Raw genomic sequence first — 26,213 nt, 5'->3', positions numbered from 1 at the left:
GGTGCTCCCCACAGTCCTCACCGGATGGTCAGCTCGTGCGTCGCCACAGGTCGCGCAGCGCGTCCCAGTTGCCACCGAGCCCGGCTTCGCAGAGGGTCTCCAGGTAGAGCGCGCCGGTGCCGTCGTCCCGGTCCCACCACACCCCGCAGATCGTCCGGCCGTCGTCGCCCTTGAAGGCGTACTCGATGTAGCTGCCGGAGGCGCCGCTGACCCCGCCGGTGGTCCGGGTCGCCTCGCGCAGCCCGGGGGCCAGCGCGCCGCCGGCCAGGTTGAGCTGCTGCCGGTACGCCCGGGCGGCGTCCTTCTCCGTCCGGGAGGCGTACTGGCCGAAGTGGAGGGAGACAGCGCCGTACCGGCAGAAGACGTGCTTCTTCTCGTCCGGCGGCAGCTTGGGGCCGCCCACCTCGCCGTTGACGGCGCAGCCACCCATCCGGCCGAGCCACGGCTCGGCGAGCGGCGCCAGGTCGCCGTCGACCTTCGCCTTGTTGAGTGAGGACTGGGTCGCCTCGTACAGCGGCGGGGAGGCGCTGGCCGACGGGTTCGGCGTCGGCGACTTCCCGTCGGAGCCCATCGCGCTGCCCGCGAAGAGGCCGATGCCGCCGGCGAGCACCGCGGTCAGCGCGACGATGCCGGCCCAGAGGCCGGTGCGGTTGCGCGGGGGCCGCTCCACCGGGGCGATCCGTCGCCCGCCGGACGAGTCGAGCGGGTCGGGGGCGACGGGCGTCGCGGGGGCGGCGACCGGCGAGACCGGTGCGCCTGAGACCGGCTGCGGCGCCATCGCCCAGGGCTGCGGCGTCCACGGCAGCTGCGGCGGCCCGGAGATGGGCTGCGGCGCGCCGGAGACCGGCAGCGGCGGCGCGGAGGTGGGCCGGGCCCCGTCCGCCGGCGGTGGCACGACCACGACCGGCGGCTGCGGGAGCACCTCGGCGGTGGCCGTGGGCTGGTAGTCCATGCCGAGGGTCTGGAAGAGCCGCGCGGCGGCGCCCCCCTCCTCCGAGGAGTACGCGACCCAGGGCTGGGCGGCGGTGAAGTCGGCGTTGACGTACCGGTGGCCGCCGACGGTCTGGGCCAGCACGTTCGCGGCATTGGCGAAGGCCTCTCGCCACCGCTGGTCGCCGGCCGCCGCGCCCTCGAGCACGGCCACGGTCACCGGCCGGTCCTGCCCGTCGAGAGCCGCCCAGGCTCTGCCGACCTGGCATTCACCCACCGTCTCGGTGAACCTGTACGGACCCTCCGGCTGCATGCCTCACTCCTCTGTTCACCCGCCGTGCGGATAGTACAGAGACCAGGCCCTTCGGATGGTCCGCCGGTCGGTGGCCCCCGACACACGTCAGGCCGATGTGGAGGCCCGTTCGGGGTGGGCGCCGCCGGCGGCGGGCACCTGCGGACCGGGGCCCTACCGCAGCGGCGTCCGGACCTCGGGTCGCCGGCGGTCGAGGCCCTCCTCGTCCCGGTCCGCATCGCGCGCTCGGCGAGGTCGCCGCCCTCGGCCACGATGGCGCGGAACATCGCGCGCCACCGCGCCCGCTTCGCGTCCCACCCGATCTGCCCGGTCACCCTGACCTCGCCCGGAGAGCCGTCCGGGTAGGCCCCGGGGCTTGTCTTTGAAATTCTTCATGCATAGAGTCACGGCATGAATGAAAGCGGTGTCGTCGCGGCGCCGACCGACCGGGTGCTCGACCTCTTCCACGGGGTCCGGCTCACCCCCACCCAGCGCCGGATCGCGCACTGCCTGGTGCAGCACGCCGGCGCGGTGGCGTACCTGTCGGCGGCGGAGGTCGCCGAGCTGGCCGGGGTCAGCCAGCCGTCGGTGACCCGGTTCGCGATGGCGCTCGGCCACGACGGCTACCCGGCGCTGCGCCGCCGCCTGCGCGAGCTGACCGCCACCGCGGCCGTCGAACCGGCCGACGCCGGCAACGAGCTCCAGCGGGCCGTGCGCGCCGAGATCGGCAACCTCGACCGGCTGGCCGGGCAGCTCGCCGACCGGGAGCGGATCGCCGAGGTCGGCCAGCAGCTCGCCGCCAGCCGCCCGCTGCCGGTGCTCGGGCTGCGCGCCGCCGCCCCGCTGGCCGCGTACTTCGCCTACTTCGCCGCGAAGGTGCACCCGGACGTCCGGGTGCTCGACGACGGCGGCAGCCTGCTCACCGACCGCCTCGAACAGGCCGCGGCGGCCGGCGCGACCGCGCTGCTCGCCTTCGTGCTGCCCCGCTACCCGCGGGAGACCCTCGACGCGCTGCGCGAGGCCCGGGACGCCGGGCTGACCGTGGTGGCGATCACCGACTCCCCGGTCAGCCCTGCCACCGAGCACGCCGAGGTGGTGCTCCCCGCCGCCGTCGGCACCGATCTGGTCTTCGACCTGCACACCGCCCCGATGACCCTGGCCATGGTGGTGCTCCAGGCGATCTGCGACGCCGCCCCGGCCGACACCCAGGCCCGGCTAGAGGCGTTCGAGTCGTCCGCCGCCCGTCGTCAGTTGTTCCTCGGCTGAGAGGAGTACGAGATGCACCAGCCCGTCCGCGCCGCCCGCGGCACCGCACGCACCGCGAAGGGGTGGCCGCAGGAGGCCGCCCTGCGGATGCTGATGAACAACCTCGACCCGGAGGTGGCCGAGCGCCCCGACGACCTGGTCGTCTACGGCGGCACCGGGAAGGCCGCGCGGGACTGGCCGTCGTACCACGCCCTGGTGCGGACGCTGACCGACCTGCGCGACGACGAGACGATGCTGGTGCAGTCCGGCCGCCCGGTCGGGGTGATGCGGACCCACGAGTGGGCGCCCCGCGTGCTGCTGGCCAACTCGAACCTGGTCGGCGACTGGGCCACCTGGCCGGAGTTCCGCCGCCTGGAGCAGCTCGGCCTGACCATGTACGGGCAGATGACCGCCGGCTCGTGGATCTACATCGGCACCCAGGGCATCCTTCAGGGCACCTACGAGACGTTCGCCGCCGTCGCCGCGAAGCGGTTCGCCGGCACCCTGGCCGGGACGCTGACCCTGACCGCCGGCTGCGGCGGGATGGGCGGGGCGCAGCCCCTCGCGGTCACCATGAACGGCGGCGCCTGCCTGATCGTGGACGTGGACCGGACCCGGCTGGACCGCCGGGTGCACGACCGTTACCTGGACGAGGTCGCCGACTCCCTCGACGACGCCGTGGAGCGGGTGCTGGCCGCGAAGCGGGAGCGCCGGGCGCTCAGCGTCGGCGTGGTCGGCAACGCCGCGACGGTCTTCCCGGAGCTGCTGAGCCGGGGCGTGGAGATCGACATCGTCACCGACCAGACCAGCGCGCACGACCCGCTGTCGTACGTGCCGGAGGGGGTGGAGCTGGCCGACGCCCGGGACTACGCGGCGGCGAAGCCGGCCGACTTCACCGACCGGGCCCGGGCCTCCATGGCCAAGCACGTCGAGGCGATGGTCGGCTTCCTCGACGCGGGCGCGGAGGTCTTCGACTACGGCAACTCGATCCGCGGCGAGGCGAAGCTCGGCGGGTACGAGCGGGCCTTCGACTTCCCCGGCTTCGTGCCGGCGTACATCCGGCCGCTGTTCTGCGAGGGCAAGGGCCCGTTCCGGTGGGCGGCGCTCTCCGGCGACCCGAAGGACATCGCCGCCACCGACCGGGCCATCCTCGACCTGTTCCCGGAGAACGAGTCCCTCGCCCGGTGGATGCGGATGGCCGGCGAGCGGGTCGCCTTCCAGGGCCTGCCCGCACGGATCTGCTGGCTGGGCTACGGCGAGCGGGACAAGGCGGGGGTGCGGTTCAACGAGATGGTCGCCTCCGGCGAGCTGTCCGCGCCCGTGGTGATCGGCCGCGACCACCTGGACTGCGGCAGCGTGGCCAGCCCCTACCGGGAGACCGAGGCGATGGCCGACGGCTCCGACGCGATCGCCGACTGGCCGCTGCTCAACGCGCTGGTCAACACCGCCAGCGGGGCATCCTGGGTCTCCATCCACCACGGCGGCGGGGTCGGCATCGGCCGGTCCATCCACGCCGGCCAGGTCTGCGTCGCCGACGGCACCGCCCTGGCCGGGCAGAAGATCGAGCGGGTGCTCACCAACGACCCGGCGATGGGCGTCATCCGGCACGTCGACGCCGGCTACGACACCGCCCGCGAGGTCGCCGAGCGGACCGGTGTCCGGGTGCCGATGGCGGAGGGTCCGGCGTGACCGACCTGGCCGGCCGGTTCCGCCGGCTCTGGGACGAGATCGCCCCGGTCGGGCGGGACGCCGGCAGCGGCGGCTACCTGCGCTACGCCCTCACCGAGCCGGAGGTGTGGCTGCGGGAGTGGTTCCGTGAGCAGGCCGACCGGCGGGGCATGCCGGTGCACTCCGACGGCAACGGCAACCTGTTCGCCTGGTGGGGCGACCCGGCGGCCGGCGAGGCGGTGCTCACCGGCAGCCACTTCGACTCGGTGCCGCACGGCGGGGCGTACGACGGGCCGCTCGGCATCGTCAGCGCGTTCCTCGCCGTGGACGAGCTGCGGGCCGCCGGGGTCACCCCGGTCCGGCCGGTGGTGGTCGGCGCGTTCGTCGAGGAGGAGGGGGCGCGCTTCGGCGTACCGTGCCTGGGGTCGCGGCTGCTCACCGGGGAGATCGCGGTGGAGCGCGCGGCCGGGCTGCGCGACGCGGCCGGGGTGAGCTTCGCCGACGCGCTGGGTGACCGTCCGGCGGGCGCCGACCCGGCGCTGCTCGGCCGCTTCGCGGCCTTCGTGGAGCTGCACGTCGAGCAGGGCCGCGCGCTGGTCGAGCAGGACGCGCCGGTCGCGGTGGCGAGCGCGATCTGGCCGCACGGCCGCTGGCGCTTCGACTTCCACGGCGAGGGCAACCACGCCGGTACGACCCGGATGGCCGACCGCCGCGACCCGATGCTCACGTACGCCTTCACGGTGCTGGCGGCGAACAAGGAGGCTCGGCTCCGCGACGCGCACGCCACCGTGGCCCGGGTGGCGGTGGAGCCGAACGCCACCAACGCCATCCCGTCGAAGGTGACCGGCTGGCTGGACGCCCGGGCGGCCGAGCCCGATACCCTGCACGGCCTGGTCGAGGCGGTCCGCGCCAAGGCCGCCGAGCGGGCGAGGCGGGACGGCACCGAGCTGACCCTGACCGAGGAGTCGGCGACGCCGCTGGTGGCGTTCGACGGCGGGCTGGCGAAGCGGCTGGCCACGCTGCTCGACGCGCCGGTGCTGCCGACCGGCGCCGGGCACGACGCCGGGGTGCTGTCCGCGCACCTGCCCACCGCGATGCTCTTCGTGCGCAACCCGACCGGGGTGTCGCACTCCCCGGCCGAGTCCGCCACCGACGCCGACTGCGCGGCCGGGGTGACCGCCCTGGCCCGGGTGCTGGAGGAGCTGGCATGCCGCTGACCCGCTGGCTCGCCGAGTACGCCTGGCTGCCCGACCACGCCGAACCCACCGCCGACGTGCTGATCGAGGCGGAGGACGGCCGGATCACCGCGGTGACGCCGCTGGTCGGCGGCGGCGCCCCGACCGCCGGGATCGAGGTGCTCCGCGACGCGGTCCGGCTGCCCGGGCTCACCCTGCCCGGGCTGGCCAACGCGCACTCGCACGCCTTCCACCGGGCGCTGCGCGGGCGGACCCACGCCGGCCGGGGCGACTTCTGGAGCTGGCGGGACCGGATGTACGACGTCGCGGCCCGCCTGGACCCGGACTCCTACCTGGCGCTGGCCCGGGCCGCGTACGCCGAGATGGCACTCGCCGGGATCACCTGCGTCGGCGAGTTCCACTACCTGCACCACGGCCCCGACGGTAAGCCGTACGCCGACCCGAACGCGATGTCCGCCGCGCTGGTCGAGGCGGCGGCGCACGCCGGCATCCGGCTCACCCTGCTCGACGCTTGTTATCTCACCGCCACGGTGGACGGCGCGCCGCTGGCCGGGCCGCAGCGGCGGTTCGGCGACGGGGACGCGCTGCGCTGGGCGGAGCGGGTCGGCGCCTTCCGGCCGGAGAACGACCACACGCGTGTCGGGGCGGCGATCCACTCGGTCCGCGCGGTGCCGGCCGAGCAGCTCGCCACCGTCGCCAATCTGGCCGACCGCGCCGGCGTGCCGCTGCATGTGCACCTCTCCGAGCAGCCCGCCGAGAACGACGCCTGCCGCGCGCTGCACGGCTGCACCCCGACCCGGCTGCTCGCCGACCACGGCGTGCTCGGCCCGGGGACCACCGCCGTGCACGCCACCCACCCCACCAGCGCCGACCTGGCGCTGCTCGGGGAGAGCCGGACGGGCATCTGCCTCTGCCCCACCACGGAACGGGACCTGGCCGACGGGATCGGGCCGGCCCGGCGGATGGCCGAGGCGGGCAGCCCGCTCAGCCTGGGCAGCGACAGCCACGCCGTGGTCGACCTCTTCGAGGAGGCCCGCGCGGTGGAGCTGGACGAACGGCTGCGGACCCGGCGGCGCGGCCACTTCAGCCCCGTCGAGCTGCTGACCGCGGCCACCGCCGCCGGGCACGCCGCGCTGGGCTGGGCGGACGCCGGCCGGCTCGCCGTCGGCGACCGCGCCGACCTGGTCACCGTACGGCTGGACAGCGCCCGCACGGCCGGGGTGCCGCCGGTCGGGGCGTTCTTCGCCGCCACCGCGGCCGACGTCAGCCACGTCGTGGTGGACGGGCGCGTGGTGGTCGCCGAGGGACGGCACCGGACGGTGGACGTGCCGGCGGAGCTGCGCGCCGCCATCGGGGAGGTCACCGGATGAGCAGCGTGCTGATCGACGACATCGGCGAGCTGGTCACCAACTCCCCCGGCGAGGGTGAGGCCGGCCCGCTGGGCATCCGCCGGAACGTCGCCCTGCTGGTCGAGGAGGGGCGGGTGGCCTGGATCGGGCCGACCCGGGACGCCCCGGCCGCCGACCGGCGGATCGACGCCGAGGGGGCGGCCGTGCTGCCCGGCTTCGTGGACAGCCACGCCCACCTGGTCTTCGCCGGGGACCGGGCCGCGGAGTTCGCCGCCCGGATGGCCGGGCAGCCGTACACCGGGGGCGGCATCCGCACCACGGTCGGCGCCACCCGGGCCGCCTCCGACGACGAGCTGCGGGCCACCGTGCGCCGGCTCCGCGCCGAGGCCATGCGGCAGGGCACCACCACCATGGAGACCAAGAGCGGGTACGGCCTCACCGTCGCCGACGAGGCCCGCTCGCTGCGGATCGCCGCCGAGGTGACCGAGGAGACCACCTTCCTCGGCGCGCACGTCGTCCCCGCCGAGTACGCCGACCGTCCCGACGACTACGTCGGCATGGTGTGCGGGCCGATGCTCGCCGCCGCCGCCCCGTACGCGCGCTGGATCGACGTCTTCTGCGAGCGGGGCGCCTTCGACGTCGACCACGCCCGGGCGATCCTCGCCTGCGGGCAGGCGGTCGGGCTCGGCGTGCGGCTGCACGCCAACCAGCTCGGCCCCGGGCCGGGCGTCCGGCTCGGGGTGGAACTCGGCGCGGCCAGCGTCGACCACTGCACCCACCTGTCCGACGCCGACGTCGACGCGCTGGCCGGCTCGCCGACCGTCGCCACCCTGCTCCCGGGGGCGGAGTTCTCCACCCGGTCGCCGTACCCGGACGCCCGCCGGCTGCTCGACGCGGGCGCGACCGTGGCGCTGGCCACCGACTGCAACCCCGGGTCGTCGTACACCTCGTCGATGCCGTTCTGCGTCGCGCTCGCCGTACGCGAGATGCGGATGACCCCGGCGGAGGCGGTCTGGGCCGCGACCGCCGGCGGGGCCGCGGCGCTGCGCCGCGACGACGTCGGCCGGCTGCGGCCCGGCGCCCGGGCCGACCTGATGATCCTCGACGCCCCGTCCCACCTGCACCTGGCCTACCGGCCAGGTGTGCCACTGATCCGCCAGGTTCTGCACAACGGAGTCCCGCAATGTCGACCGTAATGATCCAGCCCACCGGAATCTCCCCCGCCGACGTGCTCGCCGTGGCCCGCGGCACCGCCAAGGTGGTGCTCGATCCGGCCACCGTGGACGCCATGGCGACCAGCCGGGCGATCGTGGACGGCATCGAGGCCGCCGGCCGGCCCGTCTACGGCGTCTCCACCGGTTTCGGGGCGCTCGCCAACACCTTCGTCGCGCCCGAGCGGCGGGCCGAACTCCAGCACGCGCTGATCCGCTCGCACGCCGCCGGAGTGGGCGCGCCGATGCCCCGCGAGGTGGTCCGGGCGATGATGCTGCTCCGGGTCCGTTCGCTGGCGCTGGGCCGCTCCGGGGTCCGCCCGCTGGTCGCCGAGGCCCTGGTCGACCTGCTCAACCACGAGGTCACCCCGTGGGTGCCGGAACACGGCTCGCTGGGCGCCTCCGGCGACCTGGCCCCCCTCGCCCACTGCGCGCTGGTGCTGCTCGGTGAGGGCTGGGTGCTCGGGCCGGCCGGCGAGCGGCTCGACGCGGCCGAGGCGCTGCGCCGGGTCGGGCTGGCGCCGATCGAGCTGGCCGCCAAGGAGGGGCTGGCGCTGATCAACGGCACCGACGGGATGCTCGGCATGCTGCTGCTGGCCATCCACGACGCCCGGCACCTGTTCGCCATGGCCGACGTCACCGCCGCCCTGGCCATCGAGGCGATGCTCGGCTCGGAGCGGCCCTTCATGCCCGAGCTGCACGCCATCCGCCCGCACCCCGGGCAGGCCACGTCGGCGGCGAACATCCACCGGCTGCTCCAGGACTCGCGGGTGATGGACTCGCACCGGGACGACCTGGCGCACGCCGTGCAGGACGCGTACTCGATGCGCTGCGCGCCGCAGGTGGCCGGCGCGGCCCGGGACACCCTCGACTTCGTCGAGACGGTCGCCGGGCGGGAACTGCGCTCGGTGGTGGACAACCCGGTGGTGCTGCCGGACGGGCGGGTCGAGTCGACCGGGAACTTCCACGGCGCGCCGCTCGGCTTCGCCGCCGACTACCTGGCCATCGCCGCCGCCGAGGTGGGCGCGATCGCCGAACGCCGGGTCGACCGGCTGCTCGACGTCACCCGGAACCGGGAGCTGCCCGCCTTCCTCTCCCCCGACGCCGGGGTCAACTCCGGCCTCATGATCGCCCAGTACACGGCGGCCGGGATCGTCGCGGAGAACCGCCGGCTCGCCGCCCCCGCCTCGGTGGACTCGCTGCCCACCAGCGGCATGCAGGAGGACCACGTCTCGATGGGCTGGGCGGCGGCCAAGAAGCTGCGCACCGTGCTGGACAACCTGACCAGCCTGCTCGCGGTGGAGCTGCTGGCGGCCGTACGTGGGCTCCAGCTCCGTGCCCCGCTGGAGCCCTCGCCGGCCGGCCGGGCCGCGGTGGCGGCGCTGGGCGGGATCGCCGGCGAGCCGGGGCCGGACGTCTTCCTCGCCCCCGTGATGGAGGCGGCCCGGGCGGTGCTGGCCGGGCCGGAGCTGCGCGCCGCGATCGAGCGGGAGGTCGGTCCGCTCGGCTGACCGGTTCCGGACCCGGGCGATCCACACTGGAGGGGTGGAGCCGACGACCCGACCGGTCGACGTGCCGGCGCCCCTCCGGCGGGGCCGGCTGCTCTGGCCCGCCCTCGTGGGATACGTCCTGGTGGCGGCGAGCGCCCGACCGCTCACCGGTCCCGCCGCCGTCGCCGTCCTGCTGCCCGGCTGCGTGCTGCTCGGGGTCGGCCTCCGGCGGACACCGACCCGGCAGCGGGCCGTGGGCCGGCGGACCGCCGCCACCTGGCTCGGTCTCGGGGTGCTCTTCTGCCTGTGGGAGCTGGGCGCTTTCCTGGCCGGCAACGACGAGGCGCACCCGACGTTCAGCATCCTCGCCGATCCGCTGCTCGCCACCTACCCGGGGCGGGTCGCCGGCTATCTGCTCTGGCTCGGCACCGGCGGATGGCTGGTGACCCGGTGAACGGCCGCGCCGTGATCGTCGCCGGCTTCGCCGCGATCATCCTGGCCATGCTGTGGACGGACGTGGCCGCCCGGCGCGGCGCGGGCCGGGCCGGGCTCGTCCCGCTGGGTGAGGCGCTCACGGCGGCGCTCCGGAGCACCGCCGGCCGGGCGGTCGTGCTCGGCGTCTGGCTCTGGCTCGGCTGGCACTTCCTCGCCCGGTGACGCCGCCGCAATCGGAGGGGGCATCCCGGTCAGAGGTCGATCACCGTGAGCCACTCCCCGCCCCGGACGGCGCGGTAGCTGTACCTTTCGCGCAGGGTCTGGACCACCGTGGGCAGGTGAGCCGCCCCGTAGACGACCGCGACCCGGATCGCCTCGTCGTGGCGGGCGTCGTGGATCCGGGCCAGCTCGGCGAGGAGTTCGTCGTCCCGATCCTCCAGCAGCGGCTTCTGCAGGAAACGCAGGAAGATCCGCGGGTCGGTGTCGTCGCTCACCTCGTACCCGCGCCGCAACAGCTGACTCCGGCCGCCGACGGCCGCCATCACGGTGAGCACCGGGACGAGCAGGACCACGTCGAGCCAACCCCACCACGACAGCCGGTCCCGTCGCCCCCCACCGGTCAGCCGCTCCGGCCACACCACCGGTACGCCGAGCGCCCGGTAGTCGATGTCCTGGTTGACGAGCCCGCGCGCGCCGCGCTGCCGGGTCAGTCGGTAGGCGATCGCGTACGCAAGGCCGGTACCGCTCGGGCCGTCGTACCCCTCGGCCATGATCAGGTCGCACGCCGAGAGCCGGCTGGAGACCTGCCGGTAGAAGGACGGCAGCCCGAAGTGGACCATCGGGAAGAGCACGATCCGCATCGGTGACCCGGCCCGGGCGAGGGTGATCACGGCGGACCGCAGCCCCAGCTCGCTGACCTCGGTGATCTGCACGGCCGCCCTCCCCTGCCAGCGGTGCGGTCAGGGTAGACGGGGCGGACAAAGGAACCGCCACCGAGCGGACGGCGCGTCGGACACGTGCTGGTCCGCCGGTCCACTCAGCCGGCCAGCGGGCGGTCAGGCCGGCGGCGGGAGCACCTTGGCGACCAGCTTGGCCAGCTCGCGCAGCGCCTTGCCGCGGTGGCTGACCGCGTCCTTCTCCTCGGGCGTCAGCTCCGCGTTGGTCCGCTGCTGCCCGTCGCCGAGGAAGATCGGGTCGTACCCGAAGCCGCCGTCGCCGCGCGGCGCGCGCAGCAACCGGCCGGACTGGCGGCCGTCGACCAGGTGCTCCTTGCCGCCCGGCAGCACCAGGGCCACCGTGCAGACGAAGGAGGCGGCCCGGTGCTCGTCCGGCAGGTCGGCGATCTGGTCCAGCACCAGCTGGAGGTTGGCCAGGTCGTCGCCGTGCCGGCCGGCCCAGCGGGCGCTGAACACGCCGGGCATGCCGTTGAGCGCGTCCACGGCCAGCCCGGAGTCGTCGGCGATCGTCGGCAGGCCGGTCCGCCGGACGCCCTCGCGCGCCTTGATCAACGCGTTCTCGCCGAAGGTCAGGCCGGTCTCCGGCAGCTCCGGGTACTCCTCCACGTCGTCGAGGCCGAGCAGGGCGATCCGGTGCGCGCCGAGCGCGCCGTCGAGGATCCGCTGCAGCTCGACGAGCTTCTTCCGGTTCCGGGTGGCGAGGAGGACCTTGTTCATGAGGCGAGCGCCTTCCGCTGTGCGTCGGCCAGTTCCAGACAGCCCGCCACGCCCAGGTCGAGCAGGGCGTCGAGCTGGTCGCGGGCGAAGATCCCGGCCTCGCCCGTCCCCTGCACCTCGACGAAGTCGCCGGTGCCGGTGCAGACCACGTTCATGTCGACCTCGGCCGCCACGTCCTCGGTGTAGCAGAGGTCCAGCCGCGGCTCGCCGTCGATGATGCCCACGCTGACCGCGGCCACCGACCGGTGCATCACCTTCTCCGGCTTGCCGGCGAGGGCCTTGCGCTCGCCCAGCCAGCTCACCGCGTCGTACAGCGCCACGTACGCGCCGGTGATCGCGGCGGTCCGCGTGCCGCCGTCGGCCTGGAGCACGTCGCAGTCGAGCACGACCGAGTTCTCACCGAGCGCCTTCAGGTCGATGCAGGCGCGCAGGCTCCGGCCGATCAGCCGGGAGATCTCGTGGGTACGACCGCCGACGCGGCCCTTCACGCTCTCCCGGTCGGACCGGGTGTTCGTGGCCCGGGGCAGCATCGCGTACTCGGCGGTCACCCAGCCGAGCCCGGAGCCCTTGCGCCAGCGGGGCACGCCCTCGGTGACGCTCGCGGTGCAGAGCACCCGCGTCGCGCCGAACTCGACGAGGACGGAGCCCTCCGGGTGGGTGCTCCAGCCCCGGGTCAGGGTCACCGGTCGGAGTTGGTCGGGCTGCCGCCCGTCAGGTCGCGCCATGCCTGCACCTTATGCGGTGCCGTGATCGAACCGTCTCGCGGTGTGCCCGGGAAGTCGGCGGAATGGGTCGGGCCGCCCGCGGTGGTGTTGCCTCCGCCGCAGCGGAGCAGCGGGCGGGTCAGGAGACGGCGGTGACGTCGGACTGCGCGGGCCCGGGTTCGACGCCGTGCGCCCGGAGGAAACCGGCGACCGCTGCCGGCCAGCCGAACTCCTCGGCCCGGCGACGGGCCGCCGCCCGCCGGTCCGCCGTCGGGCGCGCCAGCAACCGGACGACCGCCGCGGCGATGGCAGTCGGGGTGCCGTAGGCGGCCAGCCCGGCCGGCCCGATCACCTCGGGCAGCGCGCTGGCCGCGTTGGCCACCACCGGCGTACCGCAGGCCAGCGCCTCCAGCCCGGCCAGTCCGAAGGTCTCCACCGGGCCGGGCGCGAGCACCACGTCCGCGGTGGCCAGCAGCGCCGCCAGCGCGGTCCGGTCGGGCAGGAAACCGGCGACGTGCACCGGCAGGCCCGCCGACCGCCGCACCAGCGCGGACCGCAGCGGCCCGTCGCCGACCATCACCAGCACCGCCGGTACGCCGGCCCGGCGCAACCGGGCCAGCGCGTCGACCGCCAGCTCGGGCCGCTTCTCCACGGAGAGCCGGGCGCAGTGCACCAGCAGCACCTCGGTCGCGTCGGCGTACCGCTCGCGCAGCGCCGGGTCGGCGCGGTCCGGGTGGAACGTGGTGAGGTCGACGCCGAGCGGCACCAGGTCGACCCGGGGCGCGCCGAGCTGTTCGAACTCCTCGGCCGCCCAGCGGGTGGTGCAGACGATCCGGTCGTACCGTCGGGCGGTCTCCCGGTTCAGCCGGTCCGCGACCCGGCGGGCCGGGCCGGCGGGCAGCCGCCACTGGCCGAGCAGGCCGGTCAGGCTCTCGTGGGAGACCATCACCGACGGCACGCCGCGCTCCCGCGCCCAGCGGCCGGTCCAGCGCAGGGTGCTCCGGTCGGAGACCTCCAGCCGGTCGGGGGCGAGGTCGGCCAGCACCCCGGCCAGCCGTCGCCGGTCGGTCAGCAGCCGGTATCCGCCGCTGCCGGGGACGACCGGCCCGGGCAGGGTGACCACCCGCCCCCAGGGCCGCCGGGTGTCGCCGTACCGCTCGCCCGGGACCACCAGCACCGGCTCGTGGCCGGCGGCGAGGTAGCCCTCGCCGAGGTGCCGCAGCGCGGTGCGCAGGCCGCCGGAGCGGCCGGTCACGAAGTTGGCCACCCGGACGATCCGCAGCGCCCGGCGCCCCGCCTGACCGGTCATCCCCACGCCGCCAGGCCGGTGGTCGGCGCGCCGGCCACCGCGGCCCGGTAGTGGCCGATCAGCTCGTCCCCCACCGCGCCCCAGCTCCGCCGGCTGACCGCGGCGCGGGCGGCGCGGCCGTACGCCGTCCGGCGGGTGGGGTCGGCGGCGAGCTCCGCGACGGCGGTGGCCAGCGCGCCGCCGTCGCCGGGCGGGACCAGCAGCCCGGTCACCCCCGACTCGACCAGGTCCACCGGCCCGCCGCTGGCCGGCGCGACCACCGGCACCCCGCTGGCGGCGGCCTCCTGGAGGGTCTGGCCGAAGGTCTCGTGCGGGCCGGTGTGCACGAAGACGTCGAGGCTGGCGTAGAGCCGGGCCAGCGCCTCGCCCTGCTGGACGCCGAGGAAACGCACCGCCGGCAGGGCCCGTTCGAGCTGCCGCCGGAGCGGCCCGCCGCCGGCCACCACGACCCGCACGCCGGGCAGCTCGGCCGTCGCCGCCAGCAGCTCGACCCGCTTCTCCGGGGCCAGCCGTCCCACGTAACCGACCAGCACCGCGCCGTCCGGCGCCAGCGCCCGCCGCAGCGATTCGCAGCGCCGGGTCGGGTGGAACCGCTCCGCGTCGACGCCCCGGCGCCACAGCCAGATCCGCTGCACCCCGTTGGCGATCAGGTCGGCGGCGGCCCGGGTGGAGGGCGCGAGCGTGCGCTGCGCCGAGTTGTGGATCTCCCGCAGCCGCCGCCAGGCGGCCGCCTCGCCCCACCCCACCCGGTACGCCCGGGCGTAGGAGGCGACGTCGGTCTGGTACACGGCGACGGTGGGCAGCCCGTGCCGGGTGGCCAGCGACGCGCCGGCCGCGCCGAGGACGAACGGGCTGGCCAGGTGGACGACGTCCGGCTCGTGGCCGAGCAGCGCGCCGGCCAGCCGGGCGCTGGGCACGCCGAGCCGGAAGCCCTGGTACCGCGGCAGCGGCACGCTGGGGATGCGCACCACCGGGTACGGCAGCCGGTCGGCCGCCCGACCCCGCGCGCCGGCCGGCGCCGGCGCGATGACCAGCGGCTCGTGCCCCCGCGCCACCAGGTGCTCCGCGGTCCGGACGACGGAGTGCGCCACGCCGTTGACGTCCGGCGGGAACGACTCGGTCACGATGGCGATCCGCATGGCCCGAGAGTGGAGGCCGCACCGGAGCGGCAGGCGACCGGCCGCTGACCGGTCGGCGAACAGTACGGCAACCCGGCGCGCCGGGCGGCGGTCAGACGTCGTAGCAGGCGCCGGCGCGGACCACCTCGAGCGGACCGGTGTACGCGGCGGCGGCCGACTCCAGGGTGTGCGCCTCGCTGCCCCAGGCCGCCACCAGGTGGGTGAGCAGCAGCCGGCCGGCGCCCGCCTTGGTCGCCACCTCGCCGGCCTCCCGGCCGGTGAGGTGCAGGTCCGGCGGGTTCTCCACGCCGTCGAGGTAGCTGGCCTCGCAGAGGAAGAGGTCGGCGCCCTGGGCCAGCCGCAGCAACGAGTCGCAGGGGGCGGTGTCCGACGAGTAGCAGAGCACCCGGCCGTCGTGCTCCAACCGCACGCCGTACGTCTCCACCGGGTGGTTCATCCGGTCCACGGTGACGGTGAACGGGCCGATCGGGAACGTGCCCGGCTGGAGGCCGTAGAACTGGTAGACGTCCTCGACCGTCCCGCCCTCCTGGCCGTACGCGGCGGCCAGCCGGTCCGGTGCGCCGGAGGGGGCGTAGACCGGCAGGGGCGGGTACGGCCCGTCGGGGGCGTACCGGCGCACCACCACGTACGTCACCGCGTCGAGCATGTGGTCGCAGTGCAGGTGGGTGAGGAGGATCGCGTCGGGGGCGTGCAGCCCGACGTAGCGCTGGAGTGTGGAGAGCGACCCCGAGCCGAAGTCGATCAGGAGCCGGAAGCCCTCCGCCTCCACCAGGTAGGCGGAGCAGGGGGATTCGGGGCCGGGGAAGCTGCCCGCGCAGCCGAGGACCGTCAGTCGCATCCGGTCGTCCTGATGTCACGCCGCGTAGTCGACGCGCCGGCAACCGCCCCGCCGATGATCTCTACCGACGCGTACGCCACGCTGCGCAGCCTACGCGTCGCCACTGCGGGTGAAGAATCATCTGCCGGAAGATGTCATCAACGTGACACCCGTACGCGTATCGCCGCGAGCCGGCGCCGACGGGCCGGCCGGCGTCTCCGCCGACCGGCCCGGACCAGCGCGTCAGGCCCAGAGCTGACCCTCCAGGGCGTCCTCGGCGTCCGCGAGGGTGCCGCCGTACGCCCCGGTCGAGAGGTACTTCCAGCCGCCGTCGCAGACCACGAACGCGACGTCGGCCCGACGGCCGTCCCGGACCGCCTCGTGCGCCACGGCCAGGGCGGCGTGCAGGATCGCGCCGGTGGAGAACCCGGCGAAGATGCCCTCCACCTCGACGAGCTGACGGGTGCGCAGCACCGCGTCGCGGGTGCCCACCGAGAAGCGGCGCGACAGCACGGTGGCGTCGTACAGCTCCGGGACGTACCCCTCGTCGATGTTGCGCAGGCCGTAGACCAGCTCGCCGTAGCGGGGCTCGGCGGCGACGACCTGGATGCCGTCGACCTTCTCCCGCAGGTAGCGCCCGGTGCCCATCAGGGTCCCGGTGGTGCCCAGACCGGCCACGAAGTGGGTGATCGTGGGCAGGTCGTGCAGCAGCTCCGGCCCGGTCGTCTCGTAGTGCGCCCGGGCGTTCGCCTCGTTGCCGTACTGGTAGAGCATCACCCAGTCGGGGTGCTCGGCGGAGATCTGCTTCGCGGTGGCGACGGCCTGGTTGGAGCCGCCGGCGGCCGGCGAGAAGATGATCTCCGCGCCGTACATCCGGAGCAGCTGGACCCGCTCCGTGGAGACGTTCTCCGGCATCACGCAGACCAGCCGGTAACCCCGCAGCTTGGCCACCATGGCCAGCGAGATGCCGGTGTTGCCGCTGGTCGGCTCCAGGATGGTGTCACCCGGGCGGAGCCGGCCGGCCTCCTCGGCCGCCCGGACCATGAACAGGGCCGCGCGGTCCTTGATGCTGCCGGTCGGGTTCCGGTCCTCCAACTTCGCCCAGAGCCGCACCGGCGGCGCCCCCTCGGGCACCGTCGGCGAGAGCCGGGGCAGCCCCACCAGGGGCGTGCCGCCGCAGGCGTCGAGCAGGCTGTCGTACCGCGACATGGAAGACCGCCCTCAGCGGGCGGCGACGGCCGCGTCGCGCGCGGCGCGCGCGGCTGCCGCCGCACTGTGCTGCGCGATCGCCGCTGCAGCGGCGAAGCCGAACGCGCCACCGGCCACGGCCGGCAGGATGGTCACGCTGTCGCCGTCGTTGAGCTTGGCGTCGAGCGCGCCGAGGAAGCGGACGTCCTCGTCGTTGACGTAGACGTTGACGAAGCGGTGCAGCGCACCGGCGTCGGTGACCAGCCGGGCCTTCAGGCCGGCGTGCCGGGAGTCCAGGTCGGTGAGCAGGTCGCTCAGGGTGTCCCCGGCGCCCTCGACGACCTTCGCGCCGCCGGTGTAGCTGCGCAGGATGGTGGGGATGCGAACCTCGATAGCCATGATGTCGTGCTCCTTGATCGGGTGTGCCGCGGTGACGGGAAGGACGGGAATGGGCCGGCGCTGAGAGGTCAGCGGCCGGAACACTCGTAGTCGACCGTCGCCGGGCTCTGCCCGAACATGTAGGACTGGACGGCGTGCGGGTCCACGGCGGCATCCACGATCCGGACCGGCTCCTCGGTCACCACGCCGTCGACGATCCGGAAGGAGCGGATCTCCTCGGTGTCGGGCTCACGGGTCGAGACGAGCAGGTAGTGCGCTCCCGGCTCACCGGCGAAGGAGACGTCCGTGCGGGACGGGTAGGCCTCGGTCGCGGTGTGCGAGTGGTAGATGACGACCGGCTCCTCGTCGCGGTCGTCCATCTCCCGCCAGACCCGCAGCTGCTCCATCGAGTCGAACTCGTAGAACGTCATGGACCGGGCGGAATTCTCCATCGGGATGTGCCGGCTCGGGGTGTCGCTGCCGACGGGACCGGCGACCACGCCGCACGCCTCGTCGGGGTGGTCCCGGCGCGCGTGGGCGACGATCGCGTCGACGATCGACCGGTCGATGCTCAGCACGCCGATCAGCCTAGCGCCTGCCGCTCACACCCGGCGAGGTGGCGACCGTCACGACTCAGTCGATCAGGGCGTTGAGCAGGGACTCCTGCAGATAGCCCAGGTACGCGTAGACCGAAAGCTGGAACACCCGGGAGGAGGTCGGGTCCTCGGCGACCGCGTCGTCGAGCTCCTCCCCCAGGTCCGTGCCGTCCTTGATCTCCAGGCGGACGCCCATCGCCAGCCGGGCGTCGTTGAGCGCGCGCAGCCACGCCTCCGCCGCCTCCGCGTCGAGGCGCACCTCGCCGCCGGCCTCGCCGGAGTCGGGCAGGGCGGCGAGGATGGCGCCGGCCTGGTCGATCTTGGCGGTCTTCAGGTCGCCCTCGGTGTACCGGCGGAACTCGGCGGTGCTCGCCGAATCGTCCGGGTAGACCTCGGGGAAGAGCCGGCCCACCACCGGGTCGCTGTGGTCGAAACCGTCGGTGAGCAGGCCGACCACCTCGGAGGCGACCTTCCGCAGCACCCGGACCTCGTCCGGCGCGAGGTCGGCGACGTACCGGTCGCCCTGGCGACGGAACATGCTCACGACCGGTCCACCGTCGCCCAGAGCCCGTACGCGTGCAGCTGCGACGCGTCGTGCTCCATCCGCTCCCGGGCGCCGGTGGACACCACGGCCCGACCCTTGTGGTGCACGTCCAGCATGAGCTGCTCGGCCTTCTCCCGGCTGTACCCGAAAAGCTTCTGGAAGACCCAGGTCACGTACGTCATCAGATTGACCGGGTCGTCCCACACGATCGTCACCCATGGCCGGTCGGAGACCGGCACCTCGTCGGTGTCCGGCGTCTCGACCGGTGCAACCTGTGGAGCCGCCATGCCCCCCATCGTGCCACCGGATTCGGCGAAGCGATGAACCGGAACGCCGCGCCGGCCCGGATCACCCTCCCGGGCGGCCGGCGACGGGTCGGCGCGGCCGACCTCAGGCGAGCAGGATGCCGTGGTCGACAGCATCGGTGAGCACCGCGCCCAACGAGAGACGGATCACCTCGAAGCGGCGGGACACCTCGCTGGAGAGCTCCAGCTCGACCTCACGCAGCGCCCGCTGCGCCCAGGAGCGGGCACCGTTCGGGTCGTCGGTGCCGGGCCCGCGCCAGTGCTGCCAGCAGCCCCCGGAGAGGGCCACCCCGACCGGGGGCAGGACCTCGACGCGTGCCGCACCGGGAAATCCGGCCAGCGCGTCGATGGCGCCCGTGCCGCTCAGCCCGGCCACCCCGGCGGTGCTGGTGACCAGGAGGACCCGGTCCAGCTCCTGACCGGCCGGGTGGTCGGCGAGGCCCCAGCGCACCGCGTTGACGATCCGGCGACGCACCCCCTCGGCGACGGGCGCGCCGAAGACCTGGGCGGCCGCCTCGTCGAGGACGGTCCGGACGGCCTGGTCGCACTGGGCGGTGGCGAGCAGCGACAGGGCCTCCATCTCCCGGTCGAGCAGCTGCGGCAGGCCGGCGGGGCCGACCCCGAAGACGATATCCTGCACCACCCGGAGGTGGATGTTGGCCAGCTCCAGGGCCAGGTGCTGGCGGATCCGCTGGGCGCAGGAGCGGATCTGCCGGTCCAGCCGGTCGCCGAGGTCACCCGGGTCGAAGCCCGGCACCACGTTCACCCGGCCGTGCTCGCCCGGCAGCACGGGCGGCTGCGCGCTGGCCCGACGCAGCCCCTCGTCCGCGGCCCAGCCGACCAGCGCTCGGCGCAGGGCGGCGTGGTCGGCGTGCCGTACCGGGTACCAGCGGGCCGCGGCGAGCCCGGGCACGGCGGCGAGCAGGGCGGCGCGGTGGGCCGCGACGGAGATCTCGACCGGGTCGACCGGACGCGCGGCGGCCCCCGGGGCCGGCGCACCGGTGCGGGCGACCGACGGGACGGAAACCCCGGCGCCCTCCGTCGTCGTCGCGCCGTCCGATGCCGGGGCCCAGCCCGTGGCCCCGGGGGTGACCGCGAAGAAGACCGCGACCTGGGCATGGGCGACCTGCGCCAGCAGGTGCAGCTCGGCGGCGGTGAAAGCTTGCTCGGCGGAGATCACGAAAAGCAGCGCGCCGGCCCGCCCGACCGCCTCCAGCAGCACCTGCCCCCCGGCGACGCCGAGCGAACCGGTGTCGGGCGTGTCGACCACGGCGAAGTGCCGCAGCAGCGGATCGGGGAGGCTCAGCTCCACCCGGCGCGGCGGACGGGCCAGCGCCGGGCCGGCCGCCACCGGATCGGCGCCGTAGGAGTGCGGCTGGCGGTAGCCCGGCACGTACGCGGCGCGGGTCGGCACCCGGGCATGGGTGACCACCAGACAGCTGCCGGCCGGCACCGTCAGCATTCCGGGCTCGAGCCCGAGCAGGGCGGCCAACACCTGGCGTCGGCCCGCGCCGGCCGGGCCGGCGGTGACCACGGCCAGCGGCTCCTCCGGGCGCGGGGCGGTCGCCCCGAGCCGGGTGGGCAGCGGCACACCGCGGGGCAGCTCAACAGTCGGCCCGCCCGCGTCGTCGGGCACGGCGAACGCGGGGAGAGGACCCGGCTTCATCAGGCGGCCTCCCGGTTGGGCGACCGGTAGCGGGGCCGGTCGCGTGCGGATCATCCGGTGATGCCACCCGGATGCTGCCGGAAGAGTACGCGCGGGGCCCACTCCCAGCCGAACACATCGGATACTCACCGGTAATGAACAGGCTACTCAACTTCGCTCCGTGACGATATACACGCGGACGGAGAACCGTCGATATGCTGCTGCGATGAGTCGGTGGGACTTCGTCGGCCGCACGGATGAGCTCAACCGTCTGCTGTCGACGGTCGGCAGTCCGGAGGGGCGTGGACTGCTCTTCAGCGGCAACGCGGGGGTCGGCAAGAGCCGACTGCTGTGGGAGGGGGTCGCCACTCTGCCCACCGACCGGTACGCGATCTGGTCGGTCTCGGCCAGCGCCACCACCGCCGCGCTGCCCTTCGGCGGGCTGGTCCAGGTGCTCCCGGCCGACCAGCCCCAGGGCCTCTCCCCCGCCGGCATCCTGCGCTGGGCCGTGGACGTGCTGAAGGAGCAGGCGGCCGGGCGCACCATCGTGCTGGCGATCGACGACGCGCACCTGCTCGACCCGCCCTCGGCGGCGCTGGTGCACCTGATCTCCCGGGCCGGGAACGTCACCGTGCTCGGGACGCTGCGCAACGGCGAGCAGATCCCGCTGCCGATCCGTGCCCTCTGGACCGACGACCTGGTCGACCTGGTGGAGCTGGGCCCGCTGAGCCCCGTCGAGACCACCGGGCTGCTCGCCGCGATCCTCGGCGGGCCGGTCGACGCCGGCTCGGCCGACCGGCTGTTCCGGCTCTCCGCGGGCAACCCGCTGCTGCTGCGCGAGCTGGTGCTGGCCGCCGCCGGTGGCGCCGAGCTGACCCGCACGTACGGCATCTGGAAGTGGACCGGCCGGCTGGAGCTGGCGCCGAGCCTGACCGACCTGATCGACACCCGGATCGGCCAGCTCACCCCCGGCGTCCGGTCGGTGGTCGAGCTGGTCGCGTTCGGTGAGCCGCTCGGCCTGCAACTGCTGGAGCGGGCGGTGGAGCCGACCGACGTGGAGACCGCCGAGGAACGCGGCCTGATCAGCCTGGTGCACGACGACCGGCGGCTGAACGTGCGCCTCGCCCACCCGCTCTACGGCGAGGTGATGCGCCGGCAGTGCCCGGTGAGCCGGACCCGCCGGCTCCAGGCGACCCTGGCCGACCTGCTGGAACAGGTCGGCAAGCGGCGCCGCGACGACCTGCTCCGGGTGGCGGTGTGGCGACTGGACTCGGGCACCGCGCAGGACCCGGCCCTGCTGCTCGACGCGGCGGCCCAGGCCTTCGGCCGGTACGACGTGCCGCTGGCGACCCGGCTGGCCCGGGCGGCGCTGGAGGCCGACGGCGGGTTCGACGCCGCCGAGCTGCTCGCCACCATCCTGATGTTCGCCGACCGGCCCGACGAGGCGATCGAGGTGCTCGACTCGGTCGCCGGGGACGTCCGCTCCGACCGGCGGCGCAGCCGCTGGCTGACCGTGCGCGGCATGGTCAGCTACTGGGGGCTGAGCCGGGAGTCCACGGTGGAGGAGATCGCCGCCCGGAGCGAGGAGCTGACCGACCTGGCCGACGTGGCCCGGGCCCGCGCCTTCGAGGCCATCATGCGGCTGCACCGGCTGGACACCGACGTCGCGCTGCGGCTGGCCCAGGGCGTGCTGGACCGCCCGGCCGCCTCGGTGGCCGCCCGGGAGCTGGCCCGGTGCACCCTCGCCCACCTCCAGGCCGCCCAGGGCCGGTTCCGGCGCAGCGCGACCGCGATCGCCCGGGTGCAGGCCGAGGCGGCGGGCTGGCGGGGCGACATGCCGTACCTCCAGCTCGCCATGGAGCTGGCCCGGGGCACCCGGCTCGCGCTCTCCGGGGACCTGGCCGGCATCGACGCGATCGTGGCGGACGAGTTCGCCGACCTCGCGGGCGCCGGCGACTTCCGGCTCGGCACCGGCTACCTGGCCATCCTGCGGGCGTACGCGGCGCGGTTGCGCGGGCAGAGCGACGAGGCGCTGAAGACCAGCCTCGGCGCCTGCGCCGTGCTCGCCACCAGCCGGGTGTACGCCGGGCTGGCGCACGCCGAGCGCGCCCAGGCGGCGGCGCTGCGCGGCGACCCGGCACACGCCGCGGAGGCGATGGCCGAGGCGGACCGCACCCACGCCCCGGGGATGGCGGTGCTCTACCCCTGGCTGGAGCAGGCCCGGGGCGCGGTGCTCGCGGCGAGCGGCGACCTGCCCGGCGCGGCCAAGCACCTCGGCCAGCTCGCCGACCGGCTCCGCGCGGACGGGCTCACCGGCCACGAGGTGCTGGTCCTGCTCGACCTGGTCCGGCTGGACCAGGCCGCCGCCCCGGTCGGCCCGACCTGCACCGACGGCAGCCGACGTACGGTGGCACAACGCCTGGCCGAGCTCTGCGAGCAGGTCGACGGGGTGCTGCCGCCGCTGCTCGCCCGGTACGCCCGCGCCGCCGTGGCGGACTCCCCCACCGACCTGCTCGCCGTCGCCGAGGCCCTGGCCGGGCTCGACCTGACCGTGTACGCCGCCGACGCGGTCGCGATGGCGCTGCACCGGCTGCGGCAGAGCCGCTCCGCCACCACCGGCCCCGCGCGGGAGCGGCTCGCCGCCCTGCTCGGCAGCTGCGACCGGATCTCCACGCCGGCGCTGCGACAGCTCCGGCCGGCGTTGAGCGACCGCGAGTGGGAGGTGGCCCGCCTCGCCGCCGACGGGGCGACCAGCCGGGCCATCGCGGAGCGGCTCTACCTCTCCAGCCGGACGGTGGAGAACCACCTCCAGCGCGTCTACAGCAAGCTGGGCGTGGCCGGGCGGGCCGAGCTGAAGGCGGTGCTCCGGTCGATGCCGGGCCACGACGGCGGGGATCCCGCCTGAACTCTAGGCTGGACCGGTGAGCACCCTTCGCCCCGCGCTGCTGACCGACCATTACGAGCTGACGATGGTCAGCGCCGCCCTGCGGGACGGCACGGCCGACCGCCGCTGCGTCTTCGAGGTGTTCAGCCGGCGGCTGCCGGCGGGCCGCCGCTACGGGGTGGTCGCCGGCACCGGGCGGCTGATCGAGATGATCCGGGACTTCCGGTTCGACGCCGAGGAGGTCGACTTCCTGCGCCGCACCGGCGTGGTGGACGACCGGGCCGCCGACTGGCTGGCCAACTACCGCTTCACCGGCGACGTCGACGGGTACGCCGAGGGCGAGCTCTTCTTCCCCAACTCCCCGATCCTCACCGTCTCCGGCGGCTTCGCCGAGTGTGTGGTGCTGGAGACGCTGGTGCTGTCGGTGCTCAACCACGACTGCGCGGTCGCCGCGGCCGCCGCCCGGATGGTGACCGCCGCCCGGGGCCGGGCCCTGATCGAGATGGGGTCCCGCCGGGCGCACGAGGAGGCGGCGGTGGCCGCGGCCCGGGCCGCGTACCTGGCCGGCTTCCGGTTCACCTCGAACCTGGCCGCCGGCCAGCGGTACGGCATCCCCACCGCGGGCACCGCCGCGCACGCGTTCACCCTGCTGCACGACGACGAGAAGGCGGCGTTCGCCTCGCAGGTCGCCACGCTGGGCAAGGACACCACGCTGCTGGTCGACACGTACGACATCAGCCAGGGCATCCGCAACGCGATCGAGGTGGCCGGGCCGGAGCTGCGGGCGGTCCGGATCGACTCCGGCGACCTGGCGGTGATCGCCCAGCAGTCCCGGGAGCTGCTCGACTCGCTCGGTGCCACCGAAACCAAGATCATCGTCTCGGGCGACCTCGACGAGTACTCGATCGCCTCGCTCGCCGCCGAGCCGGTCGACATGTACGGCGCCGGCACCGCGGTGGTGACCGGCTCCGGCGCGCCCACCGCCGGCCTGGTCTACAAACTGGTCGAGGTGGACGGGCGGCCGGTGGTCAAGCGCTCCGAGCACAAGGCCACCATCGGCGGCCGGAAGGTGGCGGTACGCCGGCACAAGCCCACCGGAACCGCCACCGAGGAGATAATCGTCCCGCAGGGCGTACCGGACCGGCAGCCCAACGACCGGCTCCTCCAGCGCTCGTTCGTGGTCGACGGCAAGCCGGTGGCGCTGCCGACGCTGGACGAGTCGCGGGAGCACCTGCGGCAGTGCCTGATCTCCATCCCGTGGGAGGGCCTGAAGCTCTCCGGCGGCGACCCGGCCGTACCGGTGACCGTCGTACCCGCGACCTGAACGCTCGGAAGGAGCCACGCCGATGGCGAACGCGCTGATCATCGTGGACGTGCAGAACGACTTCTGCGAGGGCGGGTCCCTCGCGGTGGCCGGCGGGGCAGACGTGGCGGCCGGCATCTCCCGGCTGCTCGCCGGCGAGCCGGACCGGTGGGACCACGTGGTCGCCACCAAGGACTACCACGTCGACCCGGGCGCGCACTTCGGTGACCCGCCGAACTACGTCGACTCCTGGCCCCGGCACTGCGTGGTCGGCACCGCCGGCTCCGAGTTCCACCCGAACCTGGAGACCGGGCGGGTGGAGGCGATCTTCCACAAGGGCGAGCACGCGGCCGCGTACTCGGGCTTCGAGGGGCACGCGGACGACGGCGAGTGCCTGGCCGACTGGCTGCGGGCGCGGGGGGTGGACCGGGTGGAGGTGGTCGGCATCGCCACCGACCACTGCGTCCGGGCCACCGCGCTGGACGCCGTCGAGGAGGGCTTGGGAACCACGGTGCTGCTGGACCTCACCGCCGCGGTCGCGCCGGCGACCCTCGACGTGGCGCTGCGGGCGATGGACGGCGCCGGGGTCTCCACGGTCGGCGAGCCTGTGATCAGGACCGCTTGACCAGGTAATCGCTTGCGGCTGTCGTACCCCCGGTCGAGGATGGCGCCGGAGGTACGGACCGTCGTGAACTTGAAGCCTTACCGGCAGGCACTCGCCCTGCCCGGTCTCCGGTCGCTGCTGCTGGTGTCGGTGCTGGCGCGCATCCCGCTCACCGCGACCGGGGTGACGCTCACCTTCTACGTCGTGCTCGACCTCGGCCGGGGATACGGCGCGGCCGGCCTGGTCGGCGCCGCGTCGACCGTCGGCGCCGCGCTGGGCTCGCCGCTGCTCGGCCGGCTGGTCGACCGGCGCGGCCTGCGACCGGTGCTCGTCCTGACCACCGTCGCCGAGGCGGTCTTCTGGGCCAGCGCCCCCGCGCTGTCGTACCCGGTCCTGCTGCCGGCCGCGTTCCTGGCCGGGCTGCTCGCCCTGCCGGTCTTCTCGGTCGTCCGCCAGTCGGTGGCCGCGCTGGTCCCGGCCGAGCGCCGCCGCCCGGCGTACGCGCTGGACTCGATGTCGGTCGAGCTGTCGTTCATGGTCGGCCCGGCGCTCGCCGTGGCGCTGGCCACCGCCATCTCCCCCCGCACCACCCTCTGGGCGGTCGGCGCCGGGATCGTCGCCTCCGGCGTCGCGTTCTGGCTGTTGAACCCGCCCACCCGCAGCGCCGACGAGCCGGCGGGCCCGCACCGGAAGGTGCCCCGCCGCGAATGGCTCACCCCCCGGCTGCTCGCCGTGCTGGCGGTGAGCCTCGCCGCCACCCTGGTGCTCGGCGGCACCGACGTCGCGGTGGTCGCCGTGCTGCGGGCCAGCGGCGAGGTCGGCTGGACCGGAGTCGTGCTGGCCATGTGGGCGGTCGCGTCGCTGGTCGGCGGGTTCGCCTACGGGGCGGTCAGCCGGTCCTTCTCGCCGCTGGCGCTGATGGCCGCGCTCAGCCTCTGCACCATCCCGGTCGGGCTGGGCGGGTCGCACTGGTGGCTGCTCTGCCTGGCACTCGTCCCGGCCGGGGCGCTCTGCGCCCCCACCATCGCCGCGACCTCCGACGCGGTGAGCCGGCTCGCCCCCGCCGGCGTACGCGGCGAGGCGATGGGCCTGCACGGCTCCGCGGTCACCGTCGGCATCGCCGTCGGCGCCCCGCTCGCCGGCGCGGTGATCGACGCCTCGGCGCCCCTCTGGGGCTTCGCGGTCACCGGCGCCGTCGGCGTGCTGGTCGCCGTCGTCGTGCTCCCCGTCGAGCTGCGCCACCGCCGGGAGACCGCCGGCGAGGCCGTCCCCGCCGAGCTGGCCACCGTCACCACCTGACCGTTTCCT

The 26,213-nt window shown here is 75.1% G+C and carries 25 protein-coding genes; 12 read left to right on the top strand and 13 right to left on the bottom strand.

Annotation, left to right across the window (positions count from 1 at the left end; genetic code table 11):
• Positions 1-28 precede the first annotated feature (28 nt).
• Positions 29-1,243, bottom strand: coding sequence for a hypothetical protein (locus ACTWO6_RS06615; protein ID WP_446218772.1), 1,215 nt, complete (start codon positions 1,241-1,243; stop codon positions 29-31).
• A 390-nt stretch (positions 1,244-1,633) separates the two neighbouring features.
• Here ACTWO6_RS06615 and ACTWO6_RS06610 point away from each other — a divergent pair, with 390 nt between their 5' ends.
• From ACTWO6_RS06610 to ACTWO6_RS06575, 8 genes are read left to right on the top strand one after another with little or no spacing between them, the layout of a single operon-like run.
• Positions 1,634-2,488, top strand: coding sequence for a MurR/RpiR family transcriptional regulator (locus tag ACTWO6_RS06610; protein ID WP_446218771.1), 855 nt, complete (start codon positions 1,634-1,636; stop codon positions 2,486-2,488).
• A 12-nt stretch (positions 2,489-2,500) separates the two neighbouring features.
• Positions 2,501-4,156: a urocanate hydratase gene (gene hutU, locus ACTWO6_RS06605; protein ID WP_446218769.1), complete on the top strand. Its 1,656-nt coding sequence runs from the start codon at positions 2,501-2,503 to the stop codon at positions 4,154-4,156.
• The gene (locus ACTWO6_RS06600) at positions 4,153-5,352 is read left to right on the top strand and encodes an allantoate amidohydrolase (protein WP_446218768.1); all 1,200 of its coding nucleotides are present in this window, start codon (positions 4,153-4,155) and stop codon (positions 5,350-5,352) included. Before hutU ends, ACTWO6_RS06600 begins: the two co-directional genes overlap by 4 nt.
• Complete coding sequence (locus tag ACTWO6_RS06595; RefSeq protein ID WP_446220575.1) at positions 5,349-6,701, top strand: formimidoylglutamate deiminase; 1,353 nt, start codon at positions 5,349-5,351, stop codon at positions 6,699-6,701. The genes ACTWO6_RS06600 and ACTWO6_RS06595 overlap by 4 nt, the downstream gene beginning before the upstream one ends.
• Positions 6,698-7,876: an imidazolonepropionase gene (hutI, locus tag ACTWO6_RS06590; RefSeq protein WP_446218767.1), complete on the top strand. Its 1,179-nt coding sequence runs from the start codon at positions 6,698-6,700 to the stop codon at positions 7,874-7,876. The genes ACTWO6_RS06595 and hutI overlap by 4 nt, the downstream gene beginning before the upstream one ends.
• A complete protein-coding gene (hutH, locus tag ACTWO6_RS06585) occupies positions 7,864-9,402 on the top strand; it encodes a histidine ammonia-lyase (RefSeq protein ID WP_446218766.1) in 1,539 nt (512 codons plus the stop codon). The genes hutI and hutH overlap by 13 nt, the downstream gene beginning before the upstream one ends.
• Before the next feature lie 34 nt (positions 9,403-9,436).
• Positions 9,437-9,835 (top strand): hypothetical protein, encoded by a 399-nt coding sequence (locus ACTWO6_RS06580; RefSeq protein ID WP_446218765.1) that lies wholly within the window; start codon positions 9,437-9,439, stop codon positions 9,833-9,835.
• A complete protein-coding gene (locus ACTWO6_RS06575; RefSeq protein WP_425751855.1) occupies positions 9,832-10,038 on the top strand; it encodes a DUF6186 family protein in 207 nt (68 codons plus the stop codon). The genes ACTWO6_RS06580 and ACTWO6_RS06575 overlap by 4 nt, the downstream gene beginning before the upstream one ends.
• Before the next feature lie 29 nt (positions 10,039-10,067).
• Here ACTWO6_RS06575 and ACTWO6_RS06570 read toward each other — a convergent pair whose 3' ends face one another.
• From ACTWO6_RS06570 to ACTWO6_RS06515, 12 genes are all read right to left on the bottom strand, one after another.
• Positions 10,068-10,748, bottom strand: a complete 681-nt coding sequence (locus tag ACTWO6_RS06570; RefSeq protein ID WP_446218764.1) for a hypothetical protein — start codon at positions 10,746-10,748, stop codon at positions 10,068-10,070.
• Positions 10,749-10,871: 123 nt separating this feature from the next.
• Positions 10,872-11,489 carry an RdgB/HAM1 family non-canonical purine NTP pyrophosphatase gene (rdgB, locus tag ACTWO6_RS06565; protein ID WP_446218762.1) on the bottom strand — a complete coding sequence of 206 codons (618 nt, stop codon included), beginning with the start codon at positions 11,487-11,489 and terminating at the stop codon, positions 10,872-10,874.
• The gene (gene rph / locus ACTWO6_RS06560; RefSeq protein ID WP_446218761.1) at positions 11,486-12,214 is read right to left on the bottom strand and encodes a ribonuclease PH; all 729 of its coding nucleotides are present in this window, start codon (positions 12,212-12,214) and stop codon (positions 11,486-11,488) included. Before rph ends, rdgB begins: the two co-directional genes overlap by 4 nt.
• Before the next feature lie 118 nt (positions 12,215-12,332).
• On the bottom strand, positions 12,333-13,502 hold the full coding sequence (locus ACTWO6_RS06555; RefSeq protein WP_446218760.1) for a glycosyltransferase: 1,170 nt from the start codon (positions 13,500-13,502) through the stop codon (positions 12,333-12,335).
• Positions 13,499-14,641 carry a glycosyltransferase family 4 protein gene (locus ACTWO6_RS06550; protein ID WP_446218759.1) on the bottom strand — a complete coding sequence of 381 codons (1,143 nt, stop codon included), beginning with the start codon at positions 14,639-14,641 and terminating at the stop codon, positions 13,499-13,501. The genes ACTWO6_RS06555 and ACTWO6_RS06550 overlap by 4 nt, the downstream gene beginning before the upstream one ends.
• Positions 14,642-14,732: 91 nt before the next feature.
• Positions 14,733-15,479 (bottom strand): MBL fold metallo-hydrolase, encoded by a 747-nt coding sequence (locus tag ACTWO6_RS06545; protein WP_130332492.1) that lies wholly within the window; start codon positions 15,477-15,479, stop codon positions 14,733-14,735.
• 222 nt (positions 15,480-15,701) lie between these two features.
• On the bottom strand, positions 15,702-16,667 hold the full coding sequence (locus tag ACTWO6_RS06540; protein ID WP_446218758.1) for a PLP-dependent cysteine synthase family protein: 966 nt from the start codon (positions 16,665-16,667) through the stop codon (positions 15,702-15,704).
• Between the two features lie 12 nt (positions 16,668-16,679).
• Positions 16,680-17,045: a MoaD family protein gene (locus ACTWO6_RS06535; RefSeq protein WP_446218757.1), complete on the bottom strand. Its 366-nt coding sequence runs from the start codon at positions 17,043-17,045 to the stop codon at positions 16,680-16,682.
• A gap of 68 nt (positions 17,046-17,113) precedes the next feature.
• A complete protein-coding gene (locus tag ACTWO6_RS06530; RefSeq protein WP_446218755.1) occupies positions 17,114-17,602 on the bottom strand; it encodes a Mov34/MPN/PAD-1 family protein in 489 nt (162 codons plus the stop codon).
• Between the two features lie 55 nt (positions 17,603-17,657).
• Positions 17,658-18,158, bottom strand: a complete 501-nt coding sequence (locus tag ACTWO6_RS06525; protein WP_446220574.1) for a DUF2017 domain-containing protein — start codon at positions 18,156-18,158, stop codon at positions 17,658-17,660.
• A 2-nt stretch (positions 18,159-18,160) separates the two neighbouring features.
• Positions 18,161-18,451, bottom strand: coding sequence for an ATP-dependent Clp protease adapter ClpS (gene clpS / locus ACTWO6_RS06520; protein ID WP_130332482.1), 291 nt, complete (start codon positions 18,449-18,451; stop codon positions 18,161-18,163).
• A gap of 103 nt (positions 18,452-18,554) precedes the next feature.
• On the bottom strand, positions 18,555-20,135 hold the full coding sequence (locus ACTWO6_RS06515; RefSeq protein ID WP_446218754.1) for a hypothetical protein: 1,581 nt from the start codon (positions 20,133-20,135) through the stop codon (positions 18,555-18,557).
• A 205-nt stretch (positions 20,136-20,340) separates the two neighbouring features.
• Between ACTWO6_RS06515 and ACTWO6_RS06510 the strand changes: the two genes are divergently transcribed.
• The 4 genes from ACTWO6_RS06510 to ACTWO6_RS06495 are packed head-to-tail and all read left to right on the top strand — an operon-like array spanning position 20,341 to position 26,204.
• Positions 20,341-23,019: a LuxR C-terminal-related transcriptional regulator gene (locus ACTWO6_RS06510; protein ID WP_446218753.1), complete on the top strand. Its 2,679-nt coding sequence runs from the start codon at positions 20,341-20,343 to the stop codon at positions 23,017-23,019.
• A gap of 16 nt (positions 23,020-23,035) precedes the next feature.
• A complete protein-coding gene (locus tag ACTWO6_RS06505; protein ID WP_446218752.1) occupies positions 23,036-24,322 on the top strand; it encodes a nicotinate phosphoribosyltransferase in 1,287 nt (428 codons plus the stop codon).
• Between the two features lie 22 nt (positions 24,323-24,344).
• On the top strand, positions 24,345-24,926 hold the full coding sequence (locus tag ACTWO6_RS06500) for an isochorismatase family protein (protein ID WP_446218751.1): 582 nt from the start codon (positions 24,345-24,347) through the stop codon (positions 24,924-24,926).
• Between the two features lie 39 nt (positions 24,927-24,965).
• The gene (locus tag ACTWO6_RS06495; protein WP_446218750.1) at positions 24,966-26,204 is read left to right on the top strand and encodes an MFS transporter; all 1,239 of its coding nucleotides are present in this window, start codon (positions 24,966-24,968) and stop codon (positions 26,202-26,204) included.
• Positions 26,205-26,213: the final 9 nt, after the last annotated feature.

The sequence above is a fragment of the Micromonospora sp. IBHARD004 genome (genome assembly GCF_052814115.1).
This window is presented reverse-complemented; position numbering and strand designations above follow the sequence as displayed.